The sequence below is a fragment of the Variovorax sp. CCNWLW186 genome, from assembly GCF_037203865.1.
In the GTDB taxonomy this organism is placed as follows: domain Bacteria; phylum Pseudomonadota; class Gammaproteobacteria; order Burkholderiales; family Burkholderiaceae_C; genus Variovorax.
The window spans coordinates 266,803-291,846 of sequence record NZ_JBBCBO010000005.1 but is presented as its reverse complement, the minus strand read 5'-3'; the positions used below and the strand labels follow the sequence as shown (position 1 = coordinate 291,846).

Genomic DNA, 25,044 nt, shown 5'->3' with positions numbered 1-25,044 from the left:
GGGCGTACCTATGCCCGCGAGCCACAAAGTAGTGGATGCCTGCCCGCTTATTGCTGATGTCGCCGTCTCAGCGGCCGCATCCACCGTTGGGGACAAAAGAAACCGCATTCAGTGACTGGCAAGCGTTGCGTCACAGTTGAACTCCACGGGTCAGCGCTCCATCAACTACCAAGTTGGTGCCAGTAATGAAGCTCGCAGCCGGACTGGCAAGAAACACCGCTGCATTGGCCATTTCCTGAGGGGTTCCCATCCGCCCTGTCGGATTCAATGCAAGGGCCTCCGCAAACAGCTTGGGATTGCCTGTTTCGATCTGCTTCCAGACACCGCCTAGGAAGTATGTGTTTCCCGGTGAGACGGAGTTGGCGCGGATGCCCTTGCCCGCCAAATGAAAAGCCAAGCCTTGTGTTTAGTGCACGATCGCGGCCTTGAAGGCGCCGTACGGGCCAGAGGCAAAGTCGATCTCTCGCGCCGACAAACTGGCGATGGTGACCACGGCCGGGTGCGCACTCTTTTCCACCGAAGGCATGGCTGCCTCCACCAGACGGACCGTGCCCATCAAGTCCACCTCGAACCCGCTGCGCCAGGCAGCTTCGCCATGCGAGATGGCGAGCGCACTGACATTGGCGACGACGATGTCGATGCCGCCGAAGTCGGCGTCGACCTCGGCCACCCAAGCTTTGAGTGCGTCACCATCGCCCACATCCAACGCATGGCCCCGAACCACCGCGCCGCCGGCCGAAAGCTCGGCCTGCACTTGCGTCACCTCGGCACCGTGGCGCGCGCAGAAGGCGACCTTTGCGCCTTCGGCCAGAAGCGTTTCGACGATCGCTCGTCCAATGCCCTTGGTGCCGCCGGTGACGACCGCTTTCAATCCTTGCAATCGCAGGTCCACATCGATCTCCAATGTTTGAGCAACGGATTCAAGCCAGATCAGCGAGGTACTTCTTTTCCACGCCGGCAGCCACGGAGTACTTCGGGTCCACAAAGTTGCCCAAGCGAACCTTGCCGCACTGGCTGAGCATCATGTAGGCATCCCATTGGTCGTAGCCGTACTCCTGAGCCATCCAGAGCACCAGCTCACGGTAGGCGATGCGGGTAGCGTCCTCGAGCGGACGCGCACTGCCGATCACCATGATTTTGTCCTCGGTCTCCAGGCGGGGCCAGTCGATCTCCCAAGCCTTGATGAGGTCCACGTGGATCGTGGTTCTGCTGGCGTATTCCACCGCCGTGCCGCAGACCTCGCCGTCGCCCTGGCAGGCGTGCGCATCGCCGATGAACAGCCGCGCGCCAGGCGAACGAACCGGCAGGTAGGTGATGCTGCCCGGCCCCATGTCGGGGATGTCCATGTTTCCCCCGTGATTGTCGGGGGTGAGCGAATTGATGGAGTCGATCTCGGGCGAGAGGCTCAGGGTGCCAATGTGTGGCCGGTAGGGCAGCGTGACGCGTCGGCTCCAGTACACGCCCTCTTCATCCAAGTCGATCTTGCGAGTGATCTCCGGCAGTGGATCGTTGAGCAGTGCCGTGAAGTCCGTGGCTGCGAGTCCGCCGAAGCGCGGGATCAGGCAACAAGTGCCTCGGGGGTTGGTGCCACGCGGCAACATCGACTCGATGTAGACCGCTACCACGTCGCCCTTTTCAGCACCCTCGATCATGATCGGTCCGCTTTGGGGATTGAGGAACGGCACTCGCAGCTTCTGGCTTGGGAGATCCTTTTCGGTCTGGATCTTCCCGTCGAACGCATCACGGGTGTCCACGACGATACGGTCACCCGGCACGACTTGCATCACCGGCTGCGAGTAGGGGCCGATCGTGTAGTGAAAGGTGCCTTGACGGGCCTCGCTCAGCTCATGAGTCTGCCCCACTTGACCGCGGGCGACACCTCGCATGTGCATGATCGATTGTTTGAGCCAGTCCATTTTTTTCCTTACTGTGGTTAAGTTGAAATTGGGGATGGTCTGCCGGGGTGGTCAGACCGAAATCAGGGAACGAATGTCGGTAGCCGCCATGTCACGGCCTTCACCACTGGCCACGACTTGTCCCCGCACTAGCACGGTGAAACGGTCGGCCACCGACTCGGCAAAGTCGACGTATTGCTCCACCAGAAGAATCGACAACTGCCCCTTGAGCGAGGCGATGACGGCCTGGATCTCCTGCACGATGGAGGGCTGGATGCCTTCCGTGGGTTCGTCGAGGATCAGCAGCCTTGGCTGGGTCAGCAGCGCCCGTGCAATAGCCAACTGCTGTTGTTGCCCGCCCGAGAGATTCCCGGCCAATCGCCGCCCCATGCTCTTGAGCACGGGAAACAGGTTCACGACGTCTTCGTAGGTGTGGCGAGGCCGGCGATCCTGTCCGGCACCGTCTCCGGGCCTTCCCGGCCTGCGCCGCCGCTCAGCGGTGATCTCACCCACGAGCAGGTTTTCACGCACGGTAAGTTCCGGAAACACCTCGCGGCCCTGAGGCACGTAGCCCATGCCTGCCTGCGCCCGGGCTTCGGGTGTCCAGGATGCAACCTCCTGACCACCCAACGTCACCTGGCCCGAACGAATGGGTAGCAGCCCCATGAGACAGCGCAACAGGGTGGTTTTACCGACGCCGTTGCGCCCTAGCAGCACCGTGCAGCCGCCGTCGGCCACCTGGAGTCTCACCTGCCGCAAGACGTGGCTGCTGCCGTAGTACTGGTTCAGTCCTTCAATCTTGAGCATCACCATCACCTTCCCAGATAGACCTGGATGACCTTCGGGTTGGTCCGCACCGCCTGCATCGACCCTTCGCCCAGCAGGCGACCTTCGTGCAGCACGCTCACCAGGTCGGCCACGCGATCGACAAACTCCATATCGTGTTCGACGACCACGATGGCCCTGTCGGGGGATCGCAGCGAGGCAATCAACTCGACCGTTCGCTCGGACTCCGCCTCGGTCATGCCCGCCACTGGCTCGTCGAGCAACAACACCTTGGGCTCGGCCACCAGCAACATGCCGATCTCCAGCCACTGCTTTTGCCCGTGCGAGAGTTCAGCTGCCTTGCGCTGGCGATCTTCCTGCAATCCAATCGTCACGAGCACCTCTTCGATGCGCTCCCGCTGCGCCACGCTCAGCCGCGACATCACCATCTCACCCCAGCCCAACCCGCGCCGCACAGCCAGTTCGAGGTTCTGCGCCACCGGCAATGCCTCGAAGACGCTGGGTTTCTGGAACTTACGCCCGATGCCGCTGCGGGCGATCTCCGCCTCACCGCGCGTGGCCAGATCCAGCTTGCGGTCCAGAAAAACCTCGCCACTGTTGGGCCGTGTCTTACCGGTGATGACGTCCATCAAGGTGGTCTTGCCAGCACCGTTCGGCCCGATCAGAGCGCGTGATTCGCCGTAACGAATTTCCAGTGTGAGATCGGTGATGGCAGCAAAGCCGCCGAAACGAACGTTCAGCCCGTTGATGTACAAGGCGATCGTCTGGCTCATGACGCAGCCTTCCAGGTACGCAACTGCTGCACACCACCCCACAGCCCGTTCTGCAAGGTCAACCGCCATGCCCGCCATGGCTTTGCGCACGGCCGCGGGCTCGAACGACTTTGCTTTGGTGGCGGCCTGAGCCCACAGCTGGATGCCCATCACCGTGCTCACCATGGGGTCGATCACCATGTCCGGGCGGTGCTTGAGCTGCTTGGCCTTGACGTAGCTCGCCCAGTCGGACTTGAGCTGACGATTGGCAGGCGTGTCGATATTCTGGAAGTAGCACCAGCAGCTCAGATGCCCCGCCAGCGGTGCGGTGTCCAGGCCTTCGAGATCGCTGTCCACCACGTCCAGGCCAAGGATCGGAATGTCTGTGGCGCGAATGCCCTGGTTGATGGCCTCTTTGAACATGGCAGGGATCGAATCTCCCACCACCGTCAACACCACGATGGCCTGGCCGCCCGGCTGCGCTGCAAAGGCTTTGATGTCGCGCACGATCGACTGGAAGTTCGAGTGGCTGAAAGGAACGTACTGCTCGCGGATAGCGCTTTCGGGCACACCCTTGGTCTTGAGGTAACCCTTGAGCATCTTGTTGATAGTGCGTGGCCAAACGTAGTCGCTGCCCACCATGAAGAAGCGTTTGGCCTCGCCGCCCTGGGGGGTCATCAGGTATTCAACCGCGGGAAGCACAGAGCTGCTGGGCGGAGAGTTGAGGTAGACCACGTTCTTGGACTGCTCCTCGCCCTCGAAGTGCAGCGGGTAGAACAACAGGCTATCCTGCGCCTCCACCACCGGCAGCACTGACTTGCGCGACACCGAGGTCCAGCAACCAAAGATGGCCGCAACCTTCTCGCTGAGGATCAACTGCTTGCTCATCTGCGCATACATCGGCCAGTCACTCGCGGGATCCACCACGACACCTTCGACCTTGCGTCCCATCACGCCACCTTTGGCGTTGATCTGATCGATCGTCATCAGGGAGATGTCCTTCAACAACGACTCGTTGTTAGCCATGGCGCCGGATTGCGAGAACAGCAGGCCCAGCTTGACGGGACCGCTGCCCGAAGGTGTCGCCGCCAGCGCAGTCTGGGAAAGACTGCCAGCCGAGGCCGCCACGACACCCGAGCCCACTGCAGACAGGAAATTGCGTCTTTTCATTGCTTCACTCCGACCGAAGAAATTCGCAAACAAAAAAAAGAGCCCGCACCCCTTGCGGGGTTCGGGCTCTTTTGCCGTTGTCGCCATGGACGCCTTTGTCCGCAGCAACGTGTCCTGGGTGCTTGACGATGGTGCGCAATCCAAAGACTCTTTCCACGATGCAAGCGGCGTGCCACCCTTTGACATGGCTGCAGGTGGACAGTCCTCACGTTATGCATCTTCTGTCCGTCTGCCCCATAGCTGGAAACGCTGGGAGCCGGTGGCTCACTTCTTGCGCCGGGAACTGCTTCATGGCGGCATGCACCGCATACACGCACCCACACCGCACCATCGCGGTGCTGCACGGTGAATCTGTACAGCACATCCATACACATGGCACCCATAGAGATGTATGCGGTCAATAAACCACGTCCTTGAGCCGCAGGCTGTGACCTGACAGCCTACGTTCCCACGTAGATGAACGCGGGAACGTTAATGACAGACGATTTGGAAGACCTCAAGCGCCGGCTGGTGGTGGGGCACAAGAGCGACGGACGCAGTGTGTACGACGAAGCCGCGAAGTCGCAGCTGGTGGCACTGTGCCTGCAGCCAGGCGCCTCGGTGTCGCGCCTGGCGCGCGAGTGCGGCGTCAATGCCAACCAGGTGGGACGCTGGCTTCGCGAGCATGGCCATGGTGGTCGCGCGCGCAAGGCCGTTGCCAGCGTGGTGCCGGCGTCTGCGGCGTTCGTGGCGGTCCCGGTGCCGCCAGCTTCGCCGATCGCGGTCCGAAGCTGCGACGACATCGTCGCCGTGATGGACGTGCAGGCACGCTTGCCTAATGGCGTGGCGATCGACCTTCGCGGCGTCCAGCTGCGCCACGTCGGCGAAGTGATCGAGGCGCTGGGGAGGCTGCGGTGTTCCGCTTCGACGAAGGACTGAAGGTCTACCTGCACCGCGAGCCGGTGGACTTCCGGCTGAGCATCAACGGCCTGGCGGTGCTGGTGGAACAGGCCCTGGGCCTGGACCCGTTCGCCTCGTGTGCGTACGTGTTCAGCAACCGGCGGCGCGACCGGGTGAAGATCCTGGGTTGGGAGCGCAACGGCTTCTGGCTGCTGCTCAAGCGCCTGGAGAAGGACCGGTTCATCTGGCCCTCGGCCGAGGCAGTTCCCACGCTGACGGCCGAACAGCTGCACTGGTTGCTGGAGGGCATCGACATCGCGGTGGTGCAACGCCACTCGCGCCTGCGCTATTCCAGCGTGGCCTGAAGGAACAATGATGGGGCATGCCGATCCAAGCGGGCGTGTCGCCACCACCCGCCCCTGCCACGATCACCGCTGAAGAACTTGCCGCGCTCATTGCCGAGCGCGATGCGCTGGCCGGCGCGCTGCGAGTCGCGACCACCGAGCGGGACCTCGCCCTGGAGCGGTTGAAGGCGTTGCAGCGCCAGCTGTTCGCGGCCAAGAGCGAAGCCCGCGGCACCGATCAGAAGGACCTGTTCCTCAACGAGGCCGAGGCCCTCGCACCCACCGATCAGACGCCGCAGGCCGAGACCGACGAAGAGGAGTCGACAACGGTCGCCGGGCATCAGCGCAAGAAGCGTGGACGCAAGCCGCTGGACCCCGCACTGCCGCGCGAGATCGTGCGCCACGAGCTGCCCGAGGCCGAGCGTGTGTGCGCCCATGACGGGCACGCGCTGGTGGAGATCGGTGCCGAGGTCAGCGAGCAGATGGACGTCATCCCCGAGCAGGTGCGTGTGCTGCAGCACCACCGCATCAAGTACGCCTGCCCCTGCTGCGATCAGAGCCTAAGGGTCGCGCCGACGCCAGCGCGCATCATCCCGCGCGGGCTGCTCACCGAGCAGGCCCAGGCCTGGGTCATCACCGGCAAGTACCAGTTCGGCATGCCGCTGTACCGCACGGCTGCGCTGCTGCGCCGCTTCGGCGGCGACATCGTGAGCAACACCCTGGCCGCCGGTGTCGTGCGCATCGGCCGGGCCGTGCAGCCCATCATCAACCTGCTGCGCGATCACCTGCTGGACTCGGACCTGATCTACGGCGACGAGACCACGGTCCAGGTGCTCAAGGAGCCCGGGCGCAAGGCACAGACGAAGAGCTACATGTGGGCGCAGATGAACGGCACCGGTCCGCCAGTGCGGCTGTTCGCCTATGCGCCGGGGCGCGGCGCCGTGCACGCCGAGAAACTCTATGCCGGCATCCGCCCCGGCACCACGCTCATGAGCGACGGCTACGAGGTCTACAACGGCATTGCGAGGGCCGGCGGTCTCACGCACCTTGGATGCTGGGTTCACGCACGCCGGCCGTTCATCAAGGCCGAGGAGTCCATCCCGAAGGCAGCCCGCTCGCCCGACCAGCTCGCGACCCGGTTCGTGCGGCTGATTGCCAAGCTGTACCGTGCGGAGTCCTTGGCCAGGGACTGGACGCCTGCGCGCCGGCTGCGGCTGCGCTCGCGCTACAGCGCCGCTGTCGTGCGCGACATCGAGCGGTTGCTGCTCACGCACCTGCACGCCGTCGCGCCGTCGAGCTTGCTGGGCGAGGCACTGCACTACCTGCACGGGCAGTGGCCCAAGCTCGTGCGGTTCCTGGACAACGCAGCTTGGCCGCTGGACTCCAATCCGGTGGAGAACGCGATCCGGCCCTTCGTCGTCGGAAGACGAAGCTGGTTGTTCGCCGACACCGTCGGCGGCGCGAACGCCAGTGCCAATCTTTATTCGCTCATCGAGACGGCCAAGGCCAACAACATCGAGCCCTATCGGTACCTCGTCGCCTTGTTCAAGAAGCTTCCGCTGGCACAGACCGTCGACGACTACGAGGCGTTGCTGCCCTGGAACATCGCGCTGGGCGGCCAGTAGGCCGCTCCTGAGCCTCGGTCACGCGCCACGCAAGGGCGTGGTCTATTGAGCGCTTACATAGAGATCGGCGTTCTTTATTCCTCAACCGGCGTTACGGCAGCTGTCGAGGAGACGCAGCGCAGAGCCGTATTGATGGCCATGGAGCTCATCAACGACGCCGGCGGCGTGCTCGGCCGGGAGATCATCCCGGTGTGTGTCGACCCCGCCTCCAACCCGCGCCTGTATGGGCAGTTGAGTGAGCAACTCATCATCGAACGCGGCATTCGTCTGTTCATGGGTTGCTACATGTCGAGCAGCCGAAAGGCCGTCATTCCGATGGTGGAGCGCCATGACGCACTGCTGTTCTATGGCACCGCCTACGAGGGCTTCGAGTTCAGCCGCAATGTGTTCTACGGCGGCGCTGTGCCCAACCAGAACATCTTGCCGCTGGCGGGCTACATGCTTGAACGCCATGGCAGCCGCGTCGCCCTGATCGGATCAGACTACGTGTGCCCCCACGAAGCCAACCGCGTGATGAGCGAACTCATCCACGAGCGTGGCGGCAGCAAGGCCTTGGAAGCCTACCTGCCACTTGATGCCAGTGCGCATGACTACGAAGCTCTGGCCCAGGCCATCCAGCGCAGTGGTGCCGATTTCATTTACTCCACCGTGGTGGGGGAAGGCATGGCCCGGCTGCACCGAGCCCTGGACCGTGCCGGCGTCGATCGTCAAGTGACGCCGATCGCCAGCCACATGAGCTGCGAGGCCGACGTCCAGGCCATGGGCGCCGAACTGGCCGAGGGGCTGATCACCTGTTCGACCTACTTCGAGTCAGTGAACACGGAAGCCAACCGCGAGGCCATCCAGCGTTATCGCCAGCGTTTCGGGGCCGACGCGCGCACAAACTCCTGCTGGGAGGCGGCTTACGTGCAAACCCATTTGCTCGCCCAAGCCATGAGCACGTGCGGCAGCACGGAGCCGGTTCATATCTCGCGCGCCATGGCGGGCCTGGAAATGAACGCACCCCAAGGGCGGATCCGCGTGGACGGCAACAACCACCACACCCACCTGAACCCCCGCATCGGACGTTGCAACGCCAACGGCAGTTTCGACATCCTGGCGGAAGCGCCCGAACCCGTGATCGCGGACCCTTACGTTATGTCGCACATCCCGCCTGCATGGGCAGGTCGCTCGCAACCGCGATACAACGGCGCAGCAGGCAAGGTCGCAGTGGGGGCCGCATGACGAGGATCAACGACAGCCAGGCCATTTTCAAGGACATCCGCCTGCTGCGGCTGTTGGTGGTCCACCCCGATGACGGAGATCGGGAGGAGCTCACGGCCCAGCTTTCGCGCATCGGGTGTTCGTTTACCTGCGCATGGCCTCTGTTGGAAACACTGCCGCAAGGTACTGACATGGTGCTCATGTCCGTTCACCCGGATACGCTGTCGCAACCCTGCCCGTGGCTCGAAAGGCCGAATTCACCTCCCGTCATTCCCATCGTTGCGTTCGAGAATCCAATCACCCTTGCGGCGGTGTTGCACTTGAACGCATTCACGACGATTGCTTCGCCCGTGAGACCTGCTGGCGTACTGACCGCACTCGCACTAACACTGCACCAGAGTAAGCAACGCCGATCGAGGGAACACTACATCCAGCGCCTGGAGCAGAAGGCGGCCCACCAGCAAGTCATTCACAAAGCCACGCGCGCACTCATGGATGCGCGTCGACTCAAGGAAGACGAGGCCTACGAGGTCCTGCGCGAACGAGCCATGCTGCAACGCGAGCCGATCGAGAGTGTGGCTCGTCAAGTTCTGAAAGCCACCGAAGCGTTGGGTATGTGATCCTGCAGCGCGCGCCCGTCCTCGACGATCGTGAGCCAGGGAAGCGCCCGGCGTGGTGGACTGCTGGTTCACAGCCTTGCCGAGCGCAGCTTGACCGTGAAGCTCACCGCATCGGCGTTCTTCACGTTGGCCAAGTAGATGTTGGCCGCGCTGTTGCCTCCTCGCCGGTGCGCGGTCCGGCTTTTTTATCAGCACGCGCGTGCTGCTCGACTACTGGAGCCTGCGCGCGTCAACGCCGGCTGCGCTCGACTAGCTCCCGCCTCGCAGCAACTCCCAGGCCGAGCGCGAAATTTCCTCATCCGCTAACCCATAGCGCTTTTCGCTGATTTATTTGCCCTGCCAGACCGGCTTGCGCTTCTCCGCAAAAGCCTTGGGCCCTTCGATCCTGTCGGCGCTAGAGTACAGAGCAGCGACCGTCGGCAATTGCTTCTGCTTCGGATACGTTCGATCAATTTCCGGGTCCCACAAGCCGGCGTTTACCAGCGCCTTTGATGCACGGATGGCAAGTGGCGATCCCTTGAGGATTTCTTGTGCCCAGCGAATTGCCACTGGGAGCACTTGGTCCTTGGGTACCACTTCGTTGACAAAGCCCAAAGACTTCGCTTCGGTGGCTCCAACGCGCCGGCTTGTCAAAATGATCCCCATCGCTTGCTTGAGTCCGATCTGCTGTGGCAGACGCAGGAGTCCGCCACAGACTGCAGCCAGCCCAACTTGCGGCTCAGGTAGAGCAAACTCCGCGTGCTCGGCTGCAATGATCAGGTCGCACGCCAAAGCAATCTCGAAGCCTCCACCCAACGCGACGCCGTTCACAGCTGCGATCACGGGTTTTTCAAGTTGATGCCGAGCAGTCAGACCACCGAATCCGCTGGGCGGCCAGGTGTTGTCATTGCCCGCCGCTTGAAACTTCAAGTCATTGCCAGCACAGAACGCTTTGTCGCCTTCTCCGGTGATGATCGCCACCCAGGCTGAAGGATCTGCGGCGAAACGGTCGAACACCTCTTCAAGTTCAAGGCATGCAGGCCGATGCAGTGCGTTTCTTACTTCCTGCCGACAAATCGTGATGAGGGTGATGGGCCCACGATGTTCCACGCGGCAGTACTGCAGTTCCTGAATCGAGGAGGCGTTCATTCCTTCAACCTCGCAACCTTGGAGAGCGCGCGAACGGTCGCTTGGTCGGACTGCAAACGTTTCAAAAAGTCGGCACCCGTACTGCCTACGCCAGTCACACCTAAGGTGGAGACTGACTTCGTGAACTCCGGCGTCTTGACGACGTTCATGGCCGCTCGCTCAAGCTTTTCCAAAACTGCCTTTGGCGTTTTGGCGGGCGCTACGATCCCGTACCAGACGTTGAAGTTCATGTTCTTGACCCCGGCTTCGTCAAAGGTCGGGACATCAGGCAGCAGCGGCAGACGGCTGCTTCCTGTCACTGCCAGGGGACAAATGCGCTTCCCAGTGATGTGGGGCATCGCAACCGGGCTGACGAACGTAAACTGCACCTCGCCACCGATGAGGCCTGTGATTGCAGGTGCCTCGCCTTTGTAGGGGACGTGCAACGCCTTGATGCCGCTGCTCTGTTTGAACATCTCTCCCACGAGATTGCTCGCGCTCCCATAGCCCACCGACGAATAGTTGAGCGCATCCGGCTTGGCGCGTGCCGCCTCGACCAACTGCGCAACAGTCTTCGGGCCATTGCGGCACTCGACGACCAGGAGCCATGGCAGGTCAGTCGCAAGACTGACCATGGCGAAGTCCTTCGCTGGATCAAAGCCGGCCTGGTCGTTCAGCACAGGCTCTGCCGCGAGCGAGGATGTGCTGCCGAACAACAACGTATAGCCGTCGGCTTCAGCTTTGGCGACGAAACGGGTGCCGATGGCGCCAGAGGCTCCCGCTTTGTTATCAACGATGACCGGCGTTTTGAGCTGCGCCTGCAGCCCGCGCGCGACCAGCCGTGCTTGCACGTCGGTGCTTCCACCGGGTGGGAAGGGAACGACGAGAGTGATCGGCTTTGTTGGGTAGTCTTGCGCTGAAGCCGCCAGCGCAAGAGTTCCCAATGTCAAAGCAAGAATGCTCTGTCGCGGCCAGCGTGGTTGATTCTTTTTGATGAACATAACGTGTCTCCTTTTGAGTTGAATTTCAGCCAGCGGGACATCCAGCGATGGCCCTGCAAAACGGGCATGCATTTCAGATCAGGTCAGGTCGATCGGCCGCTGGCCGCCCGCGACTTGCGAAACTCTGGCCTGACCGCCCGGTCTCCTATGACGCCAGCCTCCTGCAGCGCGTCGATTTGGGTCTTGTCGAGGCCCAGCAGATCGCTCAAGACTTCGTGGTTGAACTGGCCGAGCGTCGGTGCTGGACGCAATGGGGGAAGCGTTTCCAGGGAATCGCGATAAGGTGGAGAAGGCTGAGGATGCAAGCCGACCAGTTCCCGGTCGATCCACTGCCAGAAGCCTCTCGCCTTGAGATGAGGGTCGTTCAGCAGTTCCAAGGGTCGACGGCTCACCCCAGCCGGAACACCCGCACGCTGCAGCTCCTCCATCGCCATCTGCGGCGTGCGAGTGGCCGTCCAAGCGGCTATGACATCGTCGATACGGGGAAGCGCCCCGCGCCGCCCTGCCGCAGTGGCCAGCGTGCTATCGCTCGCCAAGTCGGGCCTGGCTATCACTTCGCACAGTTGCAGCCATTTGACGTCGTCGGTGACGGCAACCAATAACCACTCGTCCTTGCCCATGCAGCGGTAGAAGCCGTGGGGCGCATGATGAGGGTGGCGGGTGCCCATTCGGTCAACAACACAGCCATTGGCGGACTGCTCCACGATCCACGGCGCCGCCATGGACATCATGCACTCGACCTGCGAAAGAATGATGCGTTGACCGCACCCAGTCCGCTGCTTGTGAAAGAGTGCCACTAGCAACGCTGACGCCGCATGCAGGCCGCCGATCGGATCGCCGTACGCGATGTGCACCATTGAAGGCGGATCTTCCGGACGCCCGGCCACCATGGGTAGTCCAGAAGCTTGTTCAAGGGTGGAGCCGTAGGCTCGGCATTCCCGCCATGGTCCGTCAGTGCCGAAAGCCGGCATCGACAGCATGATGATTTCCGGATTGGCTTGCTTCAGATCTACGTAGTCAAGACCCAATTTCGAGAGCACGCCAGCAGAATAATTGTCGATAACGACGTCCGCGTCTTTCACGAGCGCCTTCACCAGCTGCCGACCTTCCTCCGTCGTCAGATCGAGTGTGATGCCGCGTTTGCTGCGGCTCAGCACGTTGAAGTAGGGGCTTTTCTCGTACAACCGCTGTTCAAAGACAATCGCACGGTCGTCGACCCCACGCCACCAGTCGGGATATTGGCAAGCCTCAACCTTCACGACGTCGGCACCAAGTTCGGCGAAGTGACGTGTGGCGAGTGGGCCAGCCCAACCCATGGACAGGTCGACAACACGGATGCCAGCCAGCGGCGCGCGTGAATCGCCGCGATCCAGCGGTACTTCGGCGCGTGGTTGTGAAGATTCGCGCCAACGCGCTTCGTCTGCGCACGCCGCGGGAACCGAACCGCCACGCAGCGGCGGCGTGCCCTGCAACCGTAGCGGAGAAGCAGGCTGCTCGTGTGTGCGGCTACCGTGACGAATAGTCTCAAAGACCTCGCGTCGACGATGCTCGGGCGTATTCAGCAATTCTTCGATGCTTGGAACCACAACGAGCGGAAGCATTCTCTGCAGCGCCAGGGAGAACCATTCTTCCGCAGTTTTTTCCAGAAAGCGGGAAACGAAGCGAGCCTCCAGTTCGTCAGCACATTGCAATCGACCGCTGCGCTCCACGAAGCGCGGATCGCTCCCCAAATCTTCCACGCCGAGCATCGAGCAAAAAGTCCTCCACTGGACTGGAGTAACGACGGTCACTCCCACCCAACCACTCTTGCAACGGTAAATACCGAGTGGGAAATTGGGTGAGAAGCGGTTGACTCCCCAACGTTCATCCAGTCCGTTTGTCGCCCAACTCAGCGCGACGTTGTAGTCGGCCAGCGTAATAGCCGCGTCGAACAGCGGCAACTCGAGCCGTCGTCCACGGCGCAAAGGTGCCTGCACGGACGAAAGTGTGGAGATGAACGCGGTCAGTCCGCCGACAAGGCCAGCCTGATAGTCGTACAGCGCAGTTGGCGGGCCTTCATTGGGCCCTACCAATTGGGTGCCACCGGCAAGGGCTCGGCATACTGCGTCGCTGCCACTGAACTCGCTGTACGGACCGTCGTCTCCAAACCAGCTCATGGCGGCGATGACAAGACATGGATTCGACGTTGCGAGCGCTGAATGGTCAACCCCCAGCTCCTGACGCTGAGCCGGCGAAAGCGAATCGATCAGGACGTCAGCCTCGACCAATAGGTTGGCAAGGGCTTCGCGAGAGAGGAGTGCGCTGCGCTTTCGTGTATTGAGAAAGGAGAAAAACGCGCCTTCGCCCTCCCCCTCGCCTGTGTTGATCAAAGGTGCAATGAGGCGCCCTGGGTCGCCGGTAGAGGGCTCCAACTTCACAACGTCCGCGCCGAAATCAGCGAACATGCGAGCGCAAAGGGCACCGGCAGGTAGATCGCCGATTTCTAGCACTCGCAGTTCGGAAAGAGCAGATCGCGCTGACGTCATGCCCCCAGCCCCGTGAGTCGTGCCCCGTCTTGGCGGTCAGACTGGCCATGCCCTGACTGCACGCCCAACGTTGAAAATCTCTTTTGTTTAACTGCTGCAGCATTAATGCCGCTGCAAAAAGCGTGTAGGGGGGGAATTGCCTCAAGCGTTCGGTGAGCAAGGGGCGGCGTAAGCACAGCCATAGATTTTCTTTCCAGATATGTCTCGTTGGGTGGGAGCCCATACGGCGATCCAGAAATCAGGCGACATGAAAGAGCGTGGCTTTTTCAATTCGGCGCTTGGCATCCCACTGGCGATCAGCATAAGGAAGCTCGGATCTACTGTGCACACAATGCGCGCAAGCCTGCATTGCGCAAACAAGCAAACCAGTTGGAGCGGGAGCCGCAGACTTAATCGCCATCACCGATTTGGTCCCACATACCCTCCCTCCTCTGGTCTTCAATGATTTTTGTGATTTCTTTGGCGACCGCCGATACAGCGCGAGCGGGCCCCTTCTTCCTCGATAGGACCATCGAAACGATACGCTTGACTTCAGGCGAAATTATTTTCACAGCCTGCAGGCGGTTTTCCTGAATTTGAGACCAAACGGCGTGAATCGGCAATACGGTGTATAAACCTGAATCTGCCACCCCAGCCCGCATGAGTGGCAGAGAATCAGCTTCAATCACGGCATTAAGCGATATATGGTTTAGTCGCGAAAGCCTGTCGAGTGCCGCCCTCAAGCCATTCGGAGCACTAGGTAAAATAAAGGGCAATCCGTGCAACGATGAAAACGGGATCGCCGTCGCTGAGGTCAGCCGATCGCCAGGTGGGCCCACGAGATAACTATCGATTCTCGCCAAAGCCTGTTCGCCTTCTAATGGAAGGTCGCTGTACCGATACAAAATTCCTATGTCGACTCGCGTCCCGGTCAGCAATTCCTCGACTTGGCCACTAGAACCTTCTTGCACCTTGAGTTGAATGGCGGGATATCGTTCTCGCACACGCTCGAACAAGCGTAATGCGATAGCGCTTGCAATAGATGGCAGCAAACCTAGGGTGACAAGACCTGCAGGCTCGAGTGCATCACCATGAATTTCAGTTTCGAGTTGCTCCGCATCAGAAAGCAAGTCTTTAACAATCGGGAAAATGCGTAATCCGACGTCCGATAGAGTTAGGCCGCGCCCCGTGCGATTAAATAGGCGAGTTTTGCAATCACGTTCTAACGAGTTAAGGTGACGACTCAGATGCGACTGACTCGTGCCAAGAAAGATCGCTGCGTGTGTCAGACTTCCAAGCTCTGCAATTGCCAAAAAGGCACGCCATTTGCGAAGGTCAGATGTAAGATTGAGCTGGATCTGGGTCGCATTTTTAGGGTGCATCTGAAATACCTCTGATTTCACAAATCGGCGTATTGCAATTAAGCACGCCGATAAGATGCCTCAGTACGAGCTCTATGCAACAAATGTAATTCCACTTCGCTTTCAACTCGCGCGTTTGAAAAATGGATCGAGGAGACTTTCTCCAGCGCATCGTATGGTTTGTAATCCCTTGGCGCACCAAGCCTGCCGATTACTGACGATGTGTGATTGCTGTGCACAGATTTTCGACCGAGCAGACGCGGATCATTCCCGATGCCGGCATCTGTGAACACAGGACTGAACCGCCAACGCGGCTGGCCGGGATGAGCCATGAAGCAAATCCTCGCAGGCGAGGATCGAAGCCAAGTCACCTTGCTATCGCCGTGCCTTCACAACTTCGTCGCCGGAGACGACCCGATACGTGACGTCTGATGTGCCGCAATTCGAAGCCCGAAGCCGTTCTCCCTGAGCGTCGTGGCCATCGACAGCAGCAAATTCAAGTTGGTCATCCAGCGAGATCGCAACCTCGCTCCAGCCGAGGTCGATCGCCATCAGGAGCAACTCGAACAGAGCACTGATCCGCGCGCTCCATGGAAGCAGCCGGCTGGGATCAGCCCTCGGGCGTCCAGGCGGCCGTCGACACCAAGGATCGCCTCATCGAAGTTTGCCTAGATGGTGTCGGGTCGGACTCACGACTACTTGCCGCGGCCCGAAGCAAGGTTTGCATTGATCCACGACGCCACGTCGGTGACCGGGATGGCGCGCCGCTGATTGAACGTTCCACTCTTGTCCCACGCGACACCCCGCCCTTGAGCAAAGGCCGCACGATACTTGCGCATCATGTTGTGCGGGTCACGCGCCAGCTCATCCAGCAAATACTGCTCGCTCCACTCCGAACGACTGAAGGGGCGGTCGAGGCCCGCCTGCAGCTTGTCAGCGACCTCCCCGTAGGTCACGGTGTCACCGGCCAGATACACGATCTCGTTTCGGATACGGGGTTTGGTGAACACGATCTCAGCGGTCAGCGCTCCAATGTCATCGGGCGTCGTCAGCGTCACAGCGGTGTCGAGGCTGCCTAGAGCGTGGACTGCGTCGTTCTGCAGGTCGACAACACCGAATTCCGGCTCGAGCAGGTAGCTCATGAACATGCCGGTCGAGATGATGACCCACTCGGTCTGCTGCTGACTACGCAGCAACTCGCGCACGTCCAGTTGCGCGTCGAAGATGTCCTGCGGACTGCCGCGACCGATCACGTCGAAATCGACTCCGAACTGCCAGGGGAAGTACCTCGGGATTCGCGCCTGCAAGGCAGCCCGCGCCAGCTTCATTGGCGTATCGATTCCGGCTGCATAGCCCGCGCAGCCGATGACCGTGTCATATCGAGCGAACGCTGCGGCGAGCTCATCGATGGAACTCTTCACGAGATCGCCTATGACGATCTCGATTCCGAGATCTTGGATCTCGGCGATGTCTTGTTGCTTGCCTGGTGCACTGGACTCCACTGCGCTTGCGCGCAGCAGCACACTGATCTTCGCACCGGCCACGTCCTTCGCGCGGCGTGCCAGGTTGCGTAGCACCGGGAGGCCGAGCTCCCCCGCACCGAGCACGAGAATGTTCTGAGACGTGGCGTTAGGATCTGTTGGGTTCATCGTATGGCTTGGCGGCACTGGCAGCTGACGGTCTCGATCGGGCATTGTTGATTTCTCATGTACGTGTGATGTGCACGCACTGTAGCGGGGGCATCAACACAGAAAAAGCAGCCCTGGCCGTTCTCCATATTCAGAAAATCCGAACAATGCCGGTTTGTGGCGCCGCTTTCCTTTATCGCTAGCAGGACAAGACAATGGATCGCGTACAAGCAATGCAGGTATTTCTTCGTGTAGTCGAAAGCAAGAGCTTTGTGCGCGCAGCAGAGACCCTGGGATTGCCGGCGTCATCGGTCACCGACATCATCAAGAGGCTTGAAAAACATCTGCAGACACGCCTACTGAACCGTTCGACCCGAAACCTCAGCCTGACGCCAGAAGGTGAGCGGTACTTCTATCGCTGCCGCGAAATACTGGACCTGATCGACGACACTGAATCCAGTCTGCACTCCGCCGATCGTCCGCAGGGGCGACTGCGCGTGGACATGCCGGGCGGCATTGCACATGCATTGATCCTGCCGCAGTTGGAGCAATTCCAACGACGGTACCCGGATATCTACCTCATGATCGGAGTCAATGATCGCCAGGTGGATTTGATCCAGGAGGGAGTCGATTGCGTCATCCGTACTGGAAGCCTCAATGACTCAACGTTGGTCGCGCGCCGCTTGGTCGAACTGCGGTGGATCACCTGTGCAGCGCCGTCCTATCTGGACGAAAGGGGTGTCCCCGAGGTTCTGGAGGATCTCAAACGACACAGAGCGGTCCACTACTTTTCCAACACGACGCGCCGGGAAAACCAGTTGCATTTCGTCAAGGACGGAGTCGGCATCGCAGTGCCAGTCCCTGGCACGGTAGCGGTCAACGAGACGGGGCTGTACATGAAGCTGGGCCTCGATGGCCTCGGATTGATGCAGTTGCCTGAGATTCTGGTGACGGACCATTTGCAGTCCGGAGAATTGGTCGAGGTGCTGGCCGACAGCCGGCCCGCGCCGGTGCCCGTATCACTTCTCTACCCGCATCACAGCTTTCTTTCTCCGGCGATGCGGGCGTTCATCGACTGGACGATCGAGCTCTTCGGCAACCTCGAGTTGAAGGGAAATCATTTGCCAGCCGAAACAAGCCGTCAGGCTCGGAGCCAGCGGCCCACCTAAGGAACGTCCGATATGGGCGCCTCCCGGATCACAAGTAATGTGAAGAAGCAGGAGGCAGGGTTGCAGTGCGGCTTGTTATGCAGGCTGATATGCCCGCTGGCCCTGATAGTTTTCGCTGACGAAGTTCCCATCTGAACATCGAGCTTGGTGCTCTCACTCCCTATCGGAGTGTTCTCGTCCCGGCCCGACCTGTCTGGCCCATTACACGCAGGGTCGCTTGCTGCGCATATCCGTAGATTGGTTGCTGGCAATTCATTGATTCGTCGCGAGCCTGCCTCGCTCTAGAAGTCGTGGGGCAAGACGCTTCATGCCCTATGTGCTATTACGTGGCCAGGCGCTCGGCGACTTCGCGTGCACCGAATTCCCGTACTGTCGCGAGGCGTTCGAGTTGTGCGGCCCGCGGACGAGCCTTCCCTTGCTCCCAGTGATAGATCGTCTGCCCAGACACACCAACTAGCTGTCCATAACTCGCTGCGGACAGTTCGAGCTTTGCGCGATGTGCCGCCAACCTGGTTGCGCTAAAGCGGCGCTTCGGGCCCGCTGCAGCTTCATGGCCCGAAGCGGGCGTCGTAGCGGAGCGCGCTGCTCCCTTCGCAACACGACGCAGTTCCTTTTCGAGCGCATTCACTTGGCGACGGAGTTCAGCAATCGACGCGCGATGTGCGACGGACGCTTTCTTGAGTGTTTCGATCTCGGCGCGCACTTCCTTGCGAGCAACGCGGGAGATTTCAGCTTTGAGGATTGAGGCGATGTTGGGCATGGACGCATTGTGCCGTGCCACTACAGCCCCGACGCTCCGCCGGCGTTGCCTGCGAGCCCGAAGTTGAATTTGCGCCAGGAGTGGGAGGAATTCCAGGATTCGCAGGGGACGACCGTAGACACGGTGTGGCGTAGCGCTGCCGCTGCCGCTGCCGCTGCCGCTGCCGCCATTCGCATTGAACGGCAACTCGGACACGGCAATGTCGGGCCGTGGACCGACTTCGAGTGGGGCATGATTACCGGGAAGTTGTCCGCGCTGCGTTGGGCGCTGGGCGCTGGGCGCTGGGCGCTGGGCGCTGGGCGCTGGGCGCTGGGCGCTGGGCGCTGGGCAGCGATTGGGACATGCTTGACACCTAGTTGAGGCCACACTCCTGGCGAGACAGAGAAAAGAACAATGAGAGCGTAGCTGCGGCTGACCTCGGTCAGTCAGCTAAGGCGCTGGGATCTCGAGCCGCTCTGATAGGGCAGGAGTGTTTCACCGACGTATGCGGAACTCCGCCGCCTTGCGAAAAAAACCATGGTTGGAGTGCTCGATGGTTTTGCCTGCACATGCGACAAAAGGAGCGTCAAGCGAGCCTATTGCACGTGGCGAGCAACTGCTCATGCGATTGAAGAAATGCAGGTAGCTTCGCGTCAATAGCTTTGGCTTCATCTCGAACATATGCTGGAAGGTTCTCCGGATCCATATCCCGTGTAATCACGCTAACGTAGCCTCTGCCGTCTGGAACGGTGTAGCGAACCAGCTCCGCGGCCAATTCGTTGGCTGCCTTGATGAAAGCGGCTTGTTTAAGGCGAAGTTCTTGGTGCGTGAAGTAGTGGGCTTCGTTGGTCCAAGTTTCAACAACTGTGTATAGCGGGGTAGTGGCTTTCGCCCTGAATGGAAGCAAGAAGTCATGCTGTTGATACTCCCGGAATAGACCCGAGTCAGCGAAGAGCGAACGAAAGGTCTTCGCAAGCTCGCGATCATGACCAGAGAGTGCGCTGACGGTCGTCCCTTGAGATGTCGCGGATGAAGGCGCTGAAGCTCTCCAGCCAAGCATGGTGAGGAACTTGGTCCTAGTCTTACTGTGTCACAAGAGTAGCTTTGCGCTTGCCCTTCCGCAGCAGGGGCACTGACCGAGACGAGCGATCAGTTGGTAGCTCAGTCGATGGCGCAGTGTTGTGATCGACGTCGGCACGTGGCGCTGCGCGCGCAGGACTTCCGCGGGGGATGTAATCCTCGGGAAGGGTAGGCACCTGGCGTTCGATGAAGTTTTTTTTACCGCCGACAGACTTGTCGGCGACGAGGCGTTCGGCCATGAGGAACCCGTAGGCCGCGATGCTCAACGCGGCGTGATGATGAAACCCCCGCCACCCTCGGCCCTCGTAGTGGCCGAGGCCGAAATCCTGCTTCAGATCCTGGTAGTCACGCTCGATGCGCCAACGCTGATGGGCGATGTCGACCAACTCGTTGATCGGTGTGTCCTCTGGCAGGGTGGACAAGAAGTACTTGCTCGGCTCAGCGTCGCTTGCCGGCCACTCGATGAGCAACCACTGCTCGGGACGCAGACGTGCCTTGCCCGTATTGCCGCCGGCGTGGCGCACCCGCACGGCCGCGAAGCGGCCGTTCAGTGTGTCGCTGGTTCCCTCGCGCCAGCTGATGTTCTGGAATGCCCGACTTGGAAGCGACTGCGCCAATGCCTTGACGCTCATGGGCTGTAGCGTCGCCGTGCGCCTGGGCATTACTGGCGGGCGGCCCATGCCGCTGTAAGGCTCGGGTGGCAGCGGCTGCACGCCAGGCGGCCAGACCACGACGGCAGATGTGACGCCCACCGCGTAGAGCAAGCCCATGTCGCTGAGCGCCTGGCGGAAGGCGTTGTCCACGCCGTAGCCGGCATCGGCCAGCACGCAATGGCGCGGTGCGCCTTCGTCCAGCAGCGTACGCAACTGCTGCAGCGCGATCTGCGTCTTCGTGGCGAAACGCACTTCATCGGGAACGCCAGCCTTGGTGCGGCGTTCAGCATCTGCCGCCCAGTCCTCGGGAAGGTACAGCTGCCAAGCGACGGGCAAGCTGCCCTGTTTGCTTGCCAGCGAGATGCTCACGGCCACCTGGCAGTTGTCCTGCTTGCCCAGCATCCCGCAGTACTGGCGCGTGACACCGACCGAATGGCGGCCCTTTTTCGGGAACCCGGTGTCGTCGATGATCCACCAGCCACCCTGACTGAAGTCCATCTTGGGCATCACCCACTGGCACACCCGCCGCAGCATCTGCGTGTCAGACCACTCGGCCTTGGCCACGAAGTGGTGCAGTGCTTGGTGCCGCGCGCTGGCATGCGTCGGATCCACCCGCGCGGCCATGGGCTCTACGCTCTTGCGCGACAAGGGAAGCATCAGGCCCGTGCAGTACCCACGAAGGCCTGCGTGCCGATCCGTGTGACCCAAGCCTGCGCTCAGGTGCTCCAGGTAGCTATCGAAGCGCTCGACTGCGTTCATCAATCCTCCGGTGCGAAGACTAGGGCCTGTTAACACAATCGAAGTCCGTCGGCGATCAGCGCAAAGCTGATGAAGCCAAGGAACATTACGTCGAGCTTCTCGAATCGCGAGAAGATTCGGCGGAAGCCCTTCAGGCGCCGGAACAGTCGCTCGACTTCGTTGCGGCGCTTGTACATCTCTCGGTCGTACTCCCAGGGCTCGACCCTGGTCTTCAGCGGCGGCACTACGGGGATGAATCCAAGGTCCAGCGCCAACTGCCGTGTCTCGTTGCCTTCGTAGGCACGATCCATCAGCAGATGCAGTGGGCGGGTTGGCCCACCCAGCCGACGCAGCAAGGCCCGGCCTTCGGGCGCATCGTGTGCCTGCCCGGGCGACAGCGAGAACGTTATGGCCGTTCGAGCATCCGCGGCAACCATATGAATCTTGGTGTTCCATCCGCCTCGGGACTTGCCGATGGCTTGTGGCCCGTTTTTTTTAACGCACCAGTTCCATCCGGATGTACCTTGATGCTCGTGCTGTCCAGCGAGACGGCCTCGATCTTGATGCGCACAACCTGAGCACGCTGCAACTCCTCGAACACCCTATCGAGCACGCCGGCCTTGGACCACCGATTCATGCGTGTATAGATCGTGTGCCAATTGCCGAACCGCTTGGGCAGACCGCGCCACTTGCAGCCGTGCTCGGCCACATACAGCACCGCGTTCAACACACTCAGGTTCGACAGGCTGACGTTGCCTCTCTGTGTAGGCAAACAATGTGCAATCTGCTCGAATTGGGCTTGCGTGATCTCCATACCCGGAGTTTCCGATATGAGCCTGGAGTCACGCCAGTAGTGTTAACACGCCCTAGAGGATTGCACTATTTCATTTATGACACAGTAAGACTAGGCGTCTCAAAGGCGAACGCGATACCAACTATCGCTAGAACAAGACCTGCGACCTCGATCATTGGGCGTCTCCGAAAGTTGCGCATTCTGTCCACTTCATGCGAGATAGCCTATCCCTATTTTTTCGAAGACAGACTTGCCCACATTCAGGATCAATACGCGCTAGATCAGGGAAATCCTTAGTCTCAACCTCGAAACTCGCCTGTCCCATGACAGTCGTTCAAGGCTACTACCCAGCCATGGGGAATGCTCTTACTTGCCCCTCATCCGACCTCGAGCGTCTTGCACGGCATTCTTTCCCGATGGAATTCCGACCATTCTTCCGTCGGAGCCTTGAACGGCCCGAGACCCGCTCCGAATTGCCACCATTCGCCCATCAGACCCTTGGACTCCCTGAGCGCCGCTGGGAATTTCCACCATTCTTCCGTCGCTGCCTTGAAGCCCTTGCGCACCTGAGCGAATGGCGATCATTCGCTCGTCGCTCCCTTGTAGACCTCGACCGCCGGAAGGTATAGCGACCATTCGTCCGTCACTTCCTTGAAGACCACGACCGCCTGGTGGGATGGGAACCATCCGCCCGTCGGAGCCTTGCAGCGCCGTCCAACCGTCTGGTATGACTATCGCCATACCATCGCTACCTGTCAGCGTTCGTTTCACGGCGTGACTCCGATTGTTTATGAAGGTCGAATGATGGTCGCATTCTGCCGTCGAAATGCCATGGTGCGGTGCATGCATGCAGTTCAGTCGGGATCAACTCGGATTCATCTCTCTCTGGTTGGGCAGCCACCATATCGTGCTCAGTGACCCAGACGAGTTGTGTCGGGCAGCGCTGCTCGGGCTGGGCGTCGCATTGGTTGCAATGCCGCATGCGTGAGGACTGCTCCGAGCGATCTGTTCGCGACTGCACGTATGACGGCGCTGCCTATGCGGCTCCGGTGGCCGCCGGTGATCTCGGCGCGAACGTCTGCCATTTCATCGGTGGTGAACTCAGCGCTAGCAGTTTCCGACAAGCCATAGCGCTGACATCATGCGTGAGCGCCACTCTGGGCGCGGGAGAGCATGTTCGATACGATGGCCTGCCCCTCTGCGGTGTCCATCAGCTCTTCAGGTCGTCGCTCACCGAGAGCGGGCAAAGGCTGATCGAGCCACTGGGCCACCCATGTCGCCGCATCGAAGCCGTCGGGATCTCCGGAGGTCTCGACCATGGCTTGTGCTTGCCCAATGAGGCGACTGATTCCCAGCACCCTGGATGACTCTTCGGTCGACAAAGGCTGATTCTTCCTGGCCTTTCTATGAATGGTCGCGCGCGGCAGGCCAAGAATGGCGAGCAGCTTGTCTTTCGACACGCTCATTTCACTGGCCACCAACTCGATCAAGAATGTGGGTACACCGTGTTTGATCAGTTCGACATGCTCGAGGGGATCAATCTTGAAGAGGCTGACGAAGTCAGCTTTTGCGAGTTTCTTCGATCCGACCTTCGTGGTCCAGACGGACGTCGATTTCGCAGGCAGCAGATCTGTTGCCTGCGGGATCAGACGTGTCATCTTGGACGCCCCCTTAGTCATGATTGGATAGCTCCACGAGCTGCTTCAATGACGGAAGGTTTCACGTCGATGATCAGGGCAGGATCGAACGCCTTGTTCTCGATCCTGCCGCTCCAGTTCACATAGCCACGCGGATTACTCACGACTCGGCAAGAACGCACTCGATAGTCGAACTGCTGATGTGTGTGTCCGTGCACCCAGAGCACGGGAACTTCAAAGAAGGAATCCGGAAGCTCGGTGACGAAGGCGCCTGAGGACCAATCGTCAGCGTAGCGCTGCGCCAGTGAACCGCGATGCGGCGCATGGTGCGTCACGACCACTGTCTGTCCGGCGAACGGCTCCGAAAGCCTGTTTCGCAGCCACGCGCGCTGTGCCTGATGAATCCGAAGCGTGTCCGCCGCCTGGAGCTTTCTTCCTTGCTTGTAGCGCCAGGTATCGGGCTCCGCCGACTCGTCGACCGTGCGGATCAGCGCGTAGTCGTTCAGCAGATTGGTCGCCATCTTCATGGCACGCCCGACATCGCTGACCGGACCCTCAGGCGTCTCGATGGCGAGCGCGAAGTCGGTCCACAGCGTAGCGCCAAGGAAGCGCACGCCATCGATCACCAGTTCGTCGCCGTCGAGCAGATGGACATTGCTTCCATCGGCCCCGCGGCGCGCTTCAGCCAATGTCGTGTCAGTTCGTCCATCGTAGTACTCATGGTTTCCGAGCAGATAAATCACCGGCTTGCCGCGAAAGCGATCCGCCGCCCAATGGACGGCGCGCTTGGCCGGTGAATGAATGTCGCCGGCGAGAATGACCGCATCGAAATCGAGATCAGGCACCGGCTCGAAGGGGGCGAACTCGAGGTGAAGGTCGGAAAGAATCAGCACTTTCATCGGGATGCCCCTTCAAAGCGAGCGCGAAGTTCGGCACACGCCTTGTCGTCGAAGCCGACGAACGAACTGCACACCACCAGATGGTCCTTGCAATGGTCGAACTGCCAATACGCATCGTCGAGCGCAACCCAAGGTTCGTCGACGGCATCGTGGAGCTGGAGCCAGGCAAGGATTTCTCCTTCGCGCTTCCTGTACGGCGGTGGAAGCCCGAAACCTGAGTGTGGCGTAGCTCCAAGGATTCGAGCTCGGATGTCGCTGGAGAATGGTTTCAGCAAGGACTGATAGAGAAGCTGCTCGCGCCAGGATGAGCTGATCACGATCTTCACGTGTGGGAACTCGCGCAGCAATGCCTCCAGGCGTGGCAGGAAGCAGAAGTCGGCGCCACCGTTGAGAATGTGATCTTCCCCTTCCGGATGCAGCACACCGTCGAAGTCGAGGAACAGGATCACTCTGAATCTCCT

Annotated in this window: 22 protein-coding genes and 1 pseudogene; 6 read left to right on the top strand and 17 right to left on the bottom strand. The window is 60.5% G+C overall.

Going from position 1 to position 25,044, the window contains the following annotated elements; genetic code table 11:
• Positions 1-130 precede the first annotated feature (130 nt).
• The 4 genes and pseudogenes from V9K97_RS09030 to urtD form a co-directional block, all read right to left on the bottom strand.
• A pseudogene (locus V9K97_RS09030) lies at positions 131-892 on the bottom strand (SDR family NAD(P)-dependent oxidoreductase).
• A 28-nt stretch (positions 893-920) separates the two neighbouring features.
• Entirely contained in the window at positions 921-1,916 is a 996-nt protein-coding gene (locus tag V9K97_RS09025) for an acetamidase/formamidase family protein (protein ID WP_125966978.1), read from the bottom strand.
• 51 nt (positions 1,917-1,967) lie between these two features.
• Positions 1,968-2,702: an urea ABC transporter ATP-binding subunit UrtE gene (gene urtE / locus V9K97_RS09020; RefSeq protein ID WP_125966979.1), complete on the bottom strand. Its 735-nt coding sequence runs from the start codon at positions 2,700-2,702 to the stop codon at positions 1,968-1,970.
• A 5-nt stretch (positions 2,703-2,707) separates the two neighbouring features.
• Positions 2,708-4,603 carry an urea ABC transporter ATP-binding protein UrtD gene (gene urtD, locus V9K97_RS09015; RefSeq protein WP_337317585.1) on the bottom strand — a complete coding sequence of 632 codons (1,896 nt, stop codon included), beginning with the start codon at positions 4,601-4,603 and terminating at the stop codon, positions 2,708-2,710.
• Positions 4,604-5,077: 474 nt separating this feature from the next.
• Between urtD and tnpA the strand changes: the two genes are divergently transcribed.
• Genes tnpA through V9K97_RS08990 form a run of 5 tightly spaced genes read left to right on the top strand, consistent with a single transcriptional unit; the run spans position 5,078 to position 9,274 of the window.
• Complete coding sequence (tnpA, locus tag V9K97_RS09010; RefSeq protein ID WP_124962302.1) at positions 5,078-5,521, top strand: IS66-like element accessory protein TnpA; 444 nt, start codon at positions 5,078-5,080, stop codon at positions 5,519-5,521.
• A complete protein-coding gene (gene tnpB, locus V9K97_RS09005) occupies positions 5,497-5,847 on the top strand; it encodes an IS66 family insertion sequence element accessory protein TnpB (RefSeq protein ID WP_093016479.1) in 351 nt (116 codons plus the stop codon). The genes tnpA and tnpB overlap by 25 nt, the downstream gene beginning before the upstream one ends.
• Before the next feature lie 17 nt (positions 5,848-5,864).
• Positions 5,865-7,451, top strand: coding sequence for an IS66 family transposase (gene tnpC / locus V9K97_RS09000; protein WP_124962301.1), 1,587 nt, complete (start codon positions 5,865-5,867; stop codon positions 7,449-7,451).
• A gap of 45 nt (positions 7,452-7,496) precedes the next feature.
• Entirely contained in the window at positions 7,497-8,675 is a 1,179-nt protein-coding gene (locus V9K97_RS08995) for a transporter substrate-binding domain-containing protein (RefSeq protein WP_337317584.1), read from the top strand.
• Complete coding sequence (locus tag V9K97_RS08990) at positions 8,672-9,274, top strand: ANTAR domain-containing response regulator (protein WP_125966985.1); 603 nt, start codon at positions 8,672-8,674, stop codon at positions 9,272-9,274. Before V9K97_RS08995 ends, V9K97_RS08990 begins: the two co-directional genes overlap by 4 nt.
• 327 nt (positions 9,275-9,601) lie before the next feature.
• Here V9K97_RS08990 and V9K97_RS08985 read toward each other — a convergent pair whose 3' ends face one another.
• The 6 genes from V9K97_RS08985 to V9K97_RS08960 all read right to left on the bottom strand — a co-directional run bounded on the left by V9K97_RS08985 (position 9,602) and on the right by V9K97_RS08960 (position 16,896).
• Complete coding sequence (locus tag V9K97_RS08985) at positions 9,602-10,402, bottom strand: enoyl-CoA hydratase-related protein (protein ID WP_125966986.1); 801 nt, start codon at positions 10,400-10,402, stop codon at positions 9,602-9,604.
• Positions 10,399-11,382, bottom strand: a complete 984-nt coding sequence (locus V9K97_RS08980; protein WP_164547950.1) for a Bug family tripartite tricarboxylate transporter substrate binding protein — start codon at positions 11,380-11,382, stop codon at positions 10,399-10,401. The genes V9K97_RS08985 and V9K97_RS08980 overlap by 4 nt, the downstream gene beginning before the upstream one ends.
• Before the next feature lie 83 nt (positions 11,383-11,465).
• Positions 11,466-13,907: a CaiB/BaiF CoA transferase family protein gene (locus tag V9K97_RS08975; protein ID WP_125966988.1), complete on the bottom strand. Its 2,442-nt coding sequence runs from the start codon at positions 13,905-13,907 to the stop codon at positions 11,466-11,468.
• Positions 13,908-14,296: 389 nt separating this feature from the next.
• Positions 14,297-15,268, bottom strand: coding sequence for a LysR family transcriptional regulator (locus tag V9K97_RS08970; RefSeq protein ID WP_125966989.1), 972 nt, complete (start codon positions 15,266-15,268; stop codon positions 14,297-14,299).
• A 354-nt stretch (positions 15,269-15,622) separates the two neighbouring features.
• Positions 15,623-15,799, bottom strand: coding sequence for a hypothetical protein (locus V9K97_RS08965; RefSeq protein WP_164547951.1), 177 nt, complete (start codon positions 15,797-15,799; stop codon positions 15,623-15,625).
• Positions 15,800-15,942: 143 nt separating this feature from the next.
• Positions 15,943-16,896, bottom strand: a complete 954-nt coding sequence (locus V9K97_RS08960) for an aromatic alcohol reductase (protein ID WP_125967004.1) — start codon at positions 16,894-16,896, stop codon at positions 15,943-15,945.
• Between the two features lie 194 nt (positions 16,897-17,090).
• Between V9K97_RS08960 and V9K97_RS08955 the strand changes: the two genes are divergently transcribed.
• A complete protein-coding gene (locus V9K97_RS08955; protein WP_125966990.1) occupies positions 17,091-18,044 on the top strand; it encodes a LysR family transcriptional regulator in 954 nt (317 codons plus the stop codon).
• A gap of 322 nt (positions 18,045-18,366) precedes the next feature.
• Here V9K97_RS08955 and V9K97_RS08950 read toward each other — a convergent pair whose 3' ends face one another.
• The 7 genes from V9K97_RS08950 to V9K97_RS08920 all read right to left on the bottom strand — a co-directional run bounded on the left by V9K97_RS08950 (position 18,367) and on the right by V9K97_RS08920 (position 25,032).
• Complete coding sequence (locus V9K97_RS08950) at positions 18,367-18,804, bottom strand: helix-turn-helix domain-containing protein (protein WP_125966991.1); 438 nt, start codon at positions 18,802-18,804, stop codon at positions 18,367-18,369.
• Positions 18,805-19,369: 565 nt separating this feature from the next.
• Positions 19,370-19,843, bottom strand: coding sequence for a hypothetical protein (locus tag V9K97_RS08945; protein WP_125966993.1), 474 nt, complete (start codon positions 19,841-19,843; stop codon positions 19,370-19,372).
• A 22-nt stretch (positions 19,844-19,865) separates the two neighbouring features.
• Positions 19,866-21,275 (bottom strand): IS701 family transposase, encoded by a 1,410-nt coding sequence (locus V9K97_RS08940; protein WP_125966994.1) that lies wholly within the window; start codon positions 21,273-21,275, stop codon positions 19,866-19,868.
• A gap of 29 nt (positions 21,276-21,304) precedes the next feature.
• Positions 21,305-22,068 (bottom strand): IS5 family transposase gene (locus tag V9K97_RS08935; protein ID WP_125966995.1). Its coding sequence is split into 2 segments (ribosomal slippage): positions 21,305-21,753 and positions 21,753-22,068, totalling 765 coding nucleotides; the frame shifts between segments, so codons are not numbered across the junction.
• A 1,118-nt stretch (positions 22,069-23,186) separates the two neighbouring features.
• Entirely contained in the window at positions 23,187-23,705 is a 519-nt protein-coding gene (gene parS / locus V9K97_RS08930) for a type II RES/Xre toxin-antitoxin system antitoxin (RefSeq protein ID WP_125966996.1), read from the bottom strand.
• Between the two features lie 17 nt (positions 23,706-23,722).
• Entirely contained in the window at positions 23,723-24,583 is an 861-nt protein-coding gene (locus V9K97_RS08925) for a metallophosphoesterase (RefSeq protein WP_125966997.1), read from the bottom strand.
• Positions 24,580-25,032, bottom strand: coding sequence for an HAD domain-containing protein (locus V9K97_RS08920; RefSeq protein WP_125966998.1), 453 nt, complete (start codon positions 25,030-25,032; stop codon positions 24,580-24,582). The genes V9K97_RS08925 and V9K97_RS08920 overlap by 4 nt, the downstream gene beginning before the upstream one ends.
• Positions 25,033-25,044 lie beyond the last annotated feature (12 nt).

Coding starts and splice junctions, on each gene's coding strand:
- V9K97_RS09025 (WP_125966978.1), bottom strand. CDS start 1,916: ATGGACTGGCTCAAACAATCGATCATGCACATGCGAGGTGTCGCCCGC.
- urtE (WP_125966979.1), bottom strand. CDS start 2,702: ATGCTCAAGATTGAAGGACTGAACCAGTACTACGGCAGCAGCCACGTC.
- urtD (WP_337317585.1), bottom strand. CDS start 4,603: ATGAAAAGACGCAATTTCCTGTCTGCAGTGGGCTCGGGTGTCGTGGCG.
- tnpA (WP_124962302.1), top strand. CDS start 5,078: ATGACAGACGATTTGGAAGACCTCAAGCGCCGGCTGGTGGTGGGGCAC.
- tnpC (WP_124962301.1), top strand. CDS start 5,865: ATGCCGATCCAAGCGGGCGTGTCGCCACCACCCGCCCCTGCCACGATC.
- V9K97_RS08990 (WP_125966985.1), top strand. CDS start 8,672: ATGACGAGGATCAACGACAGCCAGGCCATTTTCAAGGACATCCGCCTG.
- V9K97_RS08985 (WP_125966986.1), bottom strand. CDS start 10,402: ATGAACGCCTCCTCGATTCAGGAACTGCAGTACTGCCGCGTGGAACAT.
- V9K97_RS08980 (WP_164547950.1), bottom strand. CDS start 11,382: ATGTTCATCAAAAAGAATCAACCACGCTGGCCGCGACAGAGCATTCTT.
- V9K97_RS08975 (WP_125966988.1), bottom strand. CDS start 13,907: ATGACGTCAGCGCGATCTGCTCTTTCCGAACTGCGAGTGCTAGAAATC.
- V9K97_RS08970 (WP_125966989.1), bottom strand. CDS start 15,268: ATGCACCCTAAAAATGCGACCCAGATCCAGCTCAATCTTACATCTGAC.
- V9K97_RS08965 (WP_164547951.1), bottom strand. CDS start 15,799: ATGGCGATCGACCTCGGCTGGAGCGAGGTTGCGATCTCGCTGGATGAC.
- V9K97_RS08960 (WP_125967004.1), bottom strand. CDS start 16,896: ATGAACCCAACAGATCCTAACGCCACGTCTCAGAACATTCTCGTGCTC.
- V9K97_RS08955 (WP_125966990.1), top strand. CDS start 17,091: ATGGATCGCGTACAAGCAATGCAGGTATTTCTTCGTGTAGTCGAAAGC.
- V9K97_RS08950 (WP_125966991.1), bottom strand. CDS start 18,804: ATGCCCAACATCGCCTCAATCCTCAAAGCTGAAATCTCCCGCGTTGCT.
- V9K97_RS08945 (WP_125966993.1), bottom strand. CDS start 19,843: ATGCTTGGCTGGAGAGCTTCAGCGCCTTCATCCGCGACATCTCAAGGG.
- V9K97_RS08940 (WP_125966994.1), bottom strand. CDS start 21,275: ATGAACGCAGTCGAGCGCTTCGATAGCTACCTGGAGCACCTGAGCGCA.
- parS (WP_125966996.1), bottom strand. CDS start 23,705: ATGACACGTCTGATCCCGCAGGCAACAGATCTGCTGCCTGCGAAATCG.
- V9K97_RS08925 (WP_125966997.1), bottom strand. CDS start 24,583: ATGAAAGTGCTGATTCTTTCCGACCTTCACCTCGAGTTCGCCCCCTTC.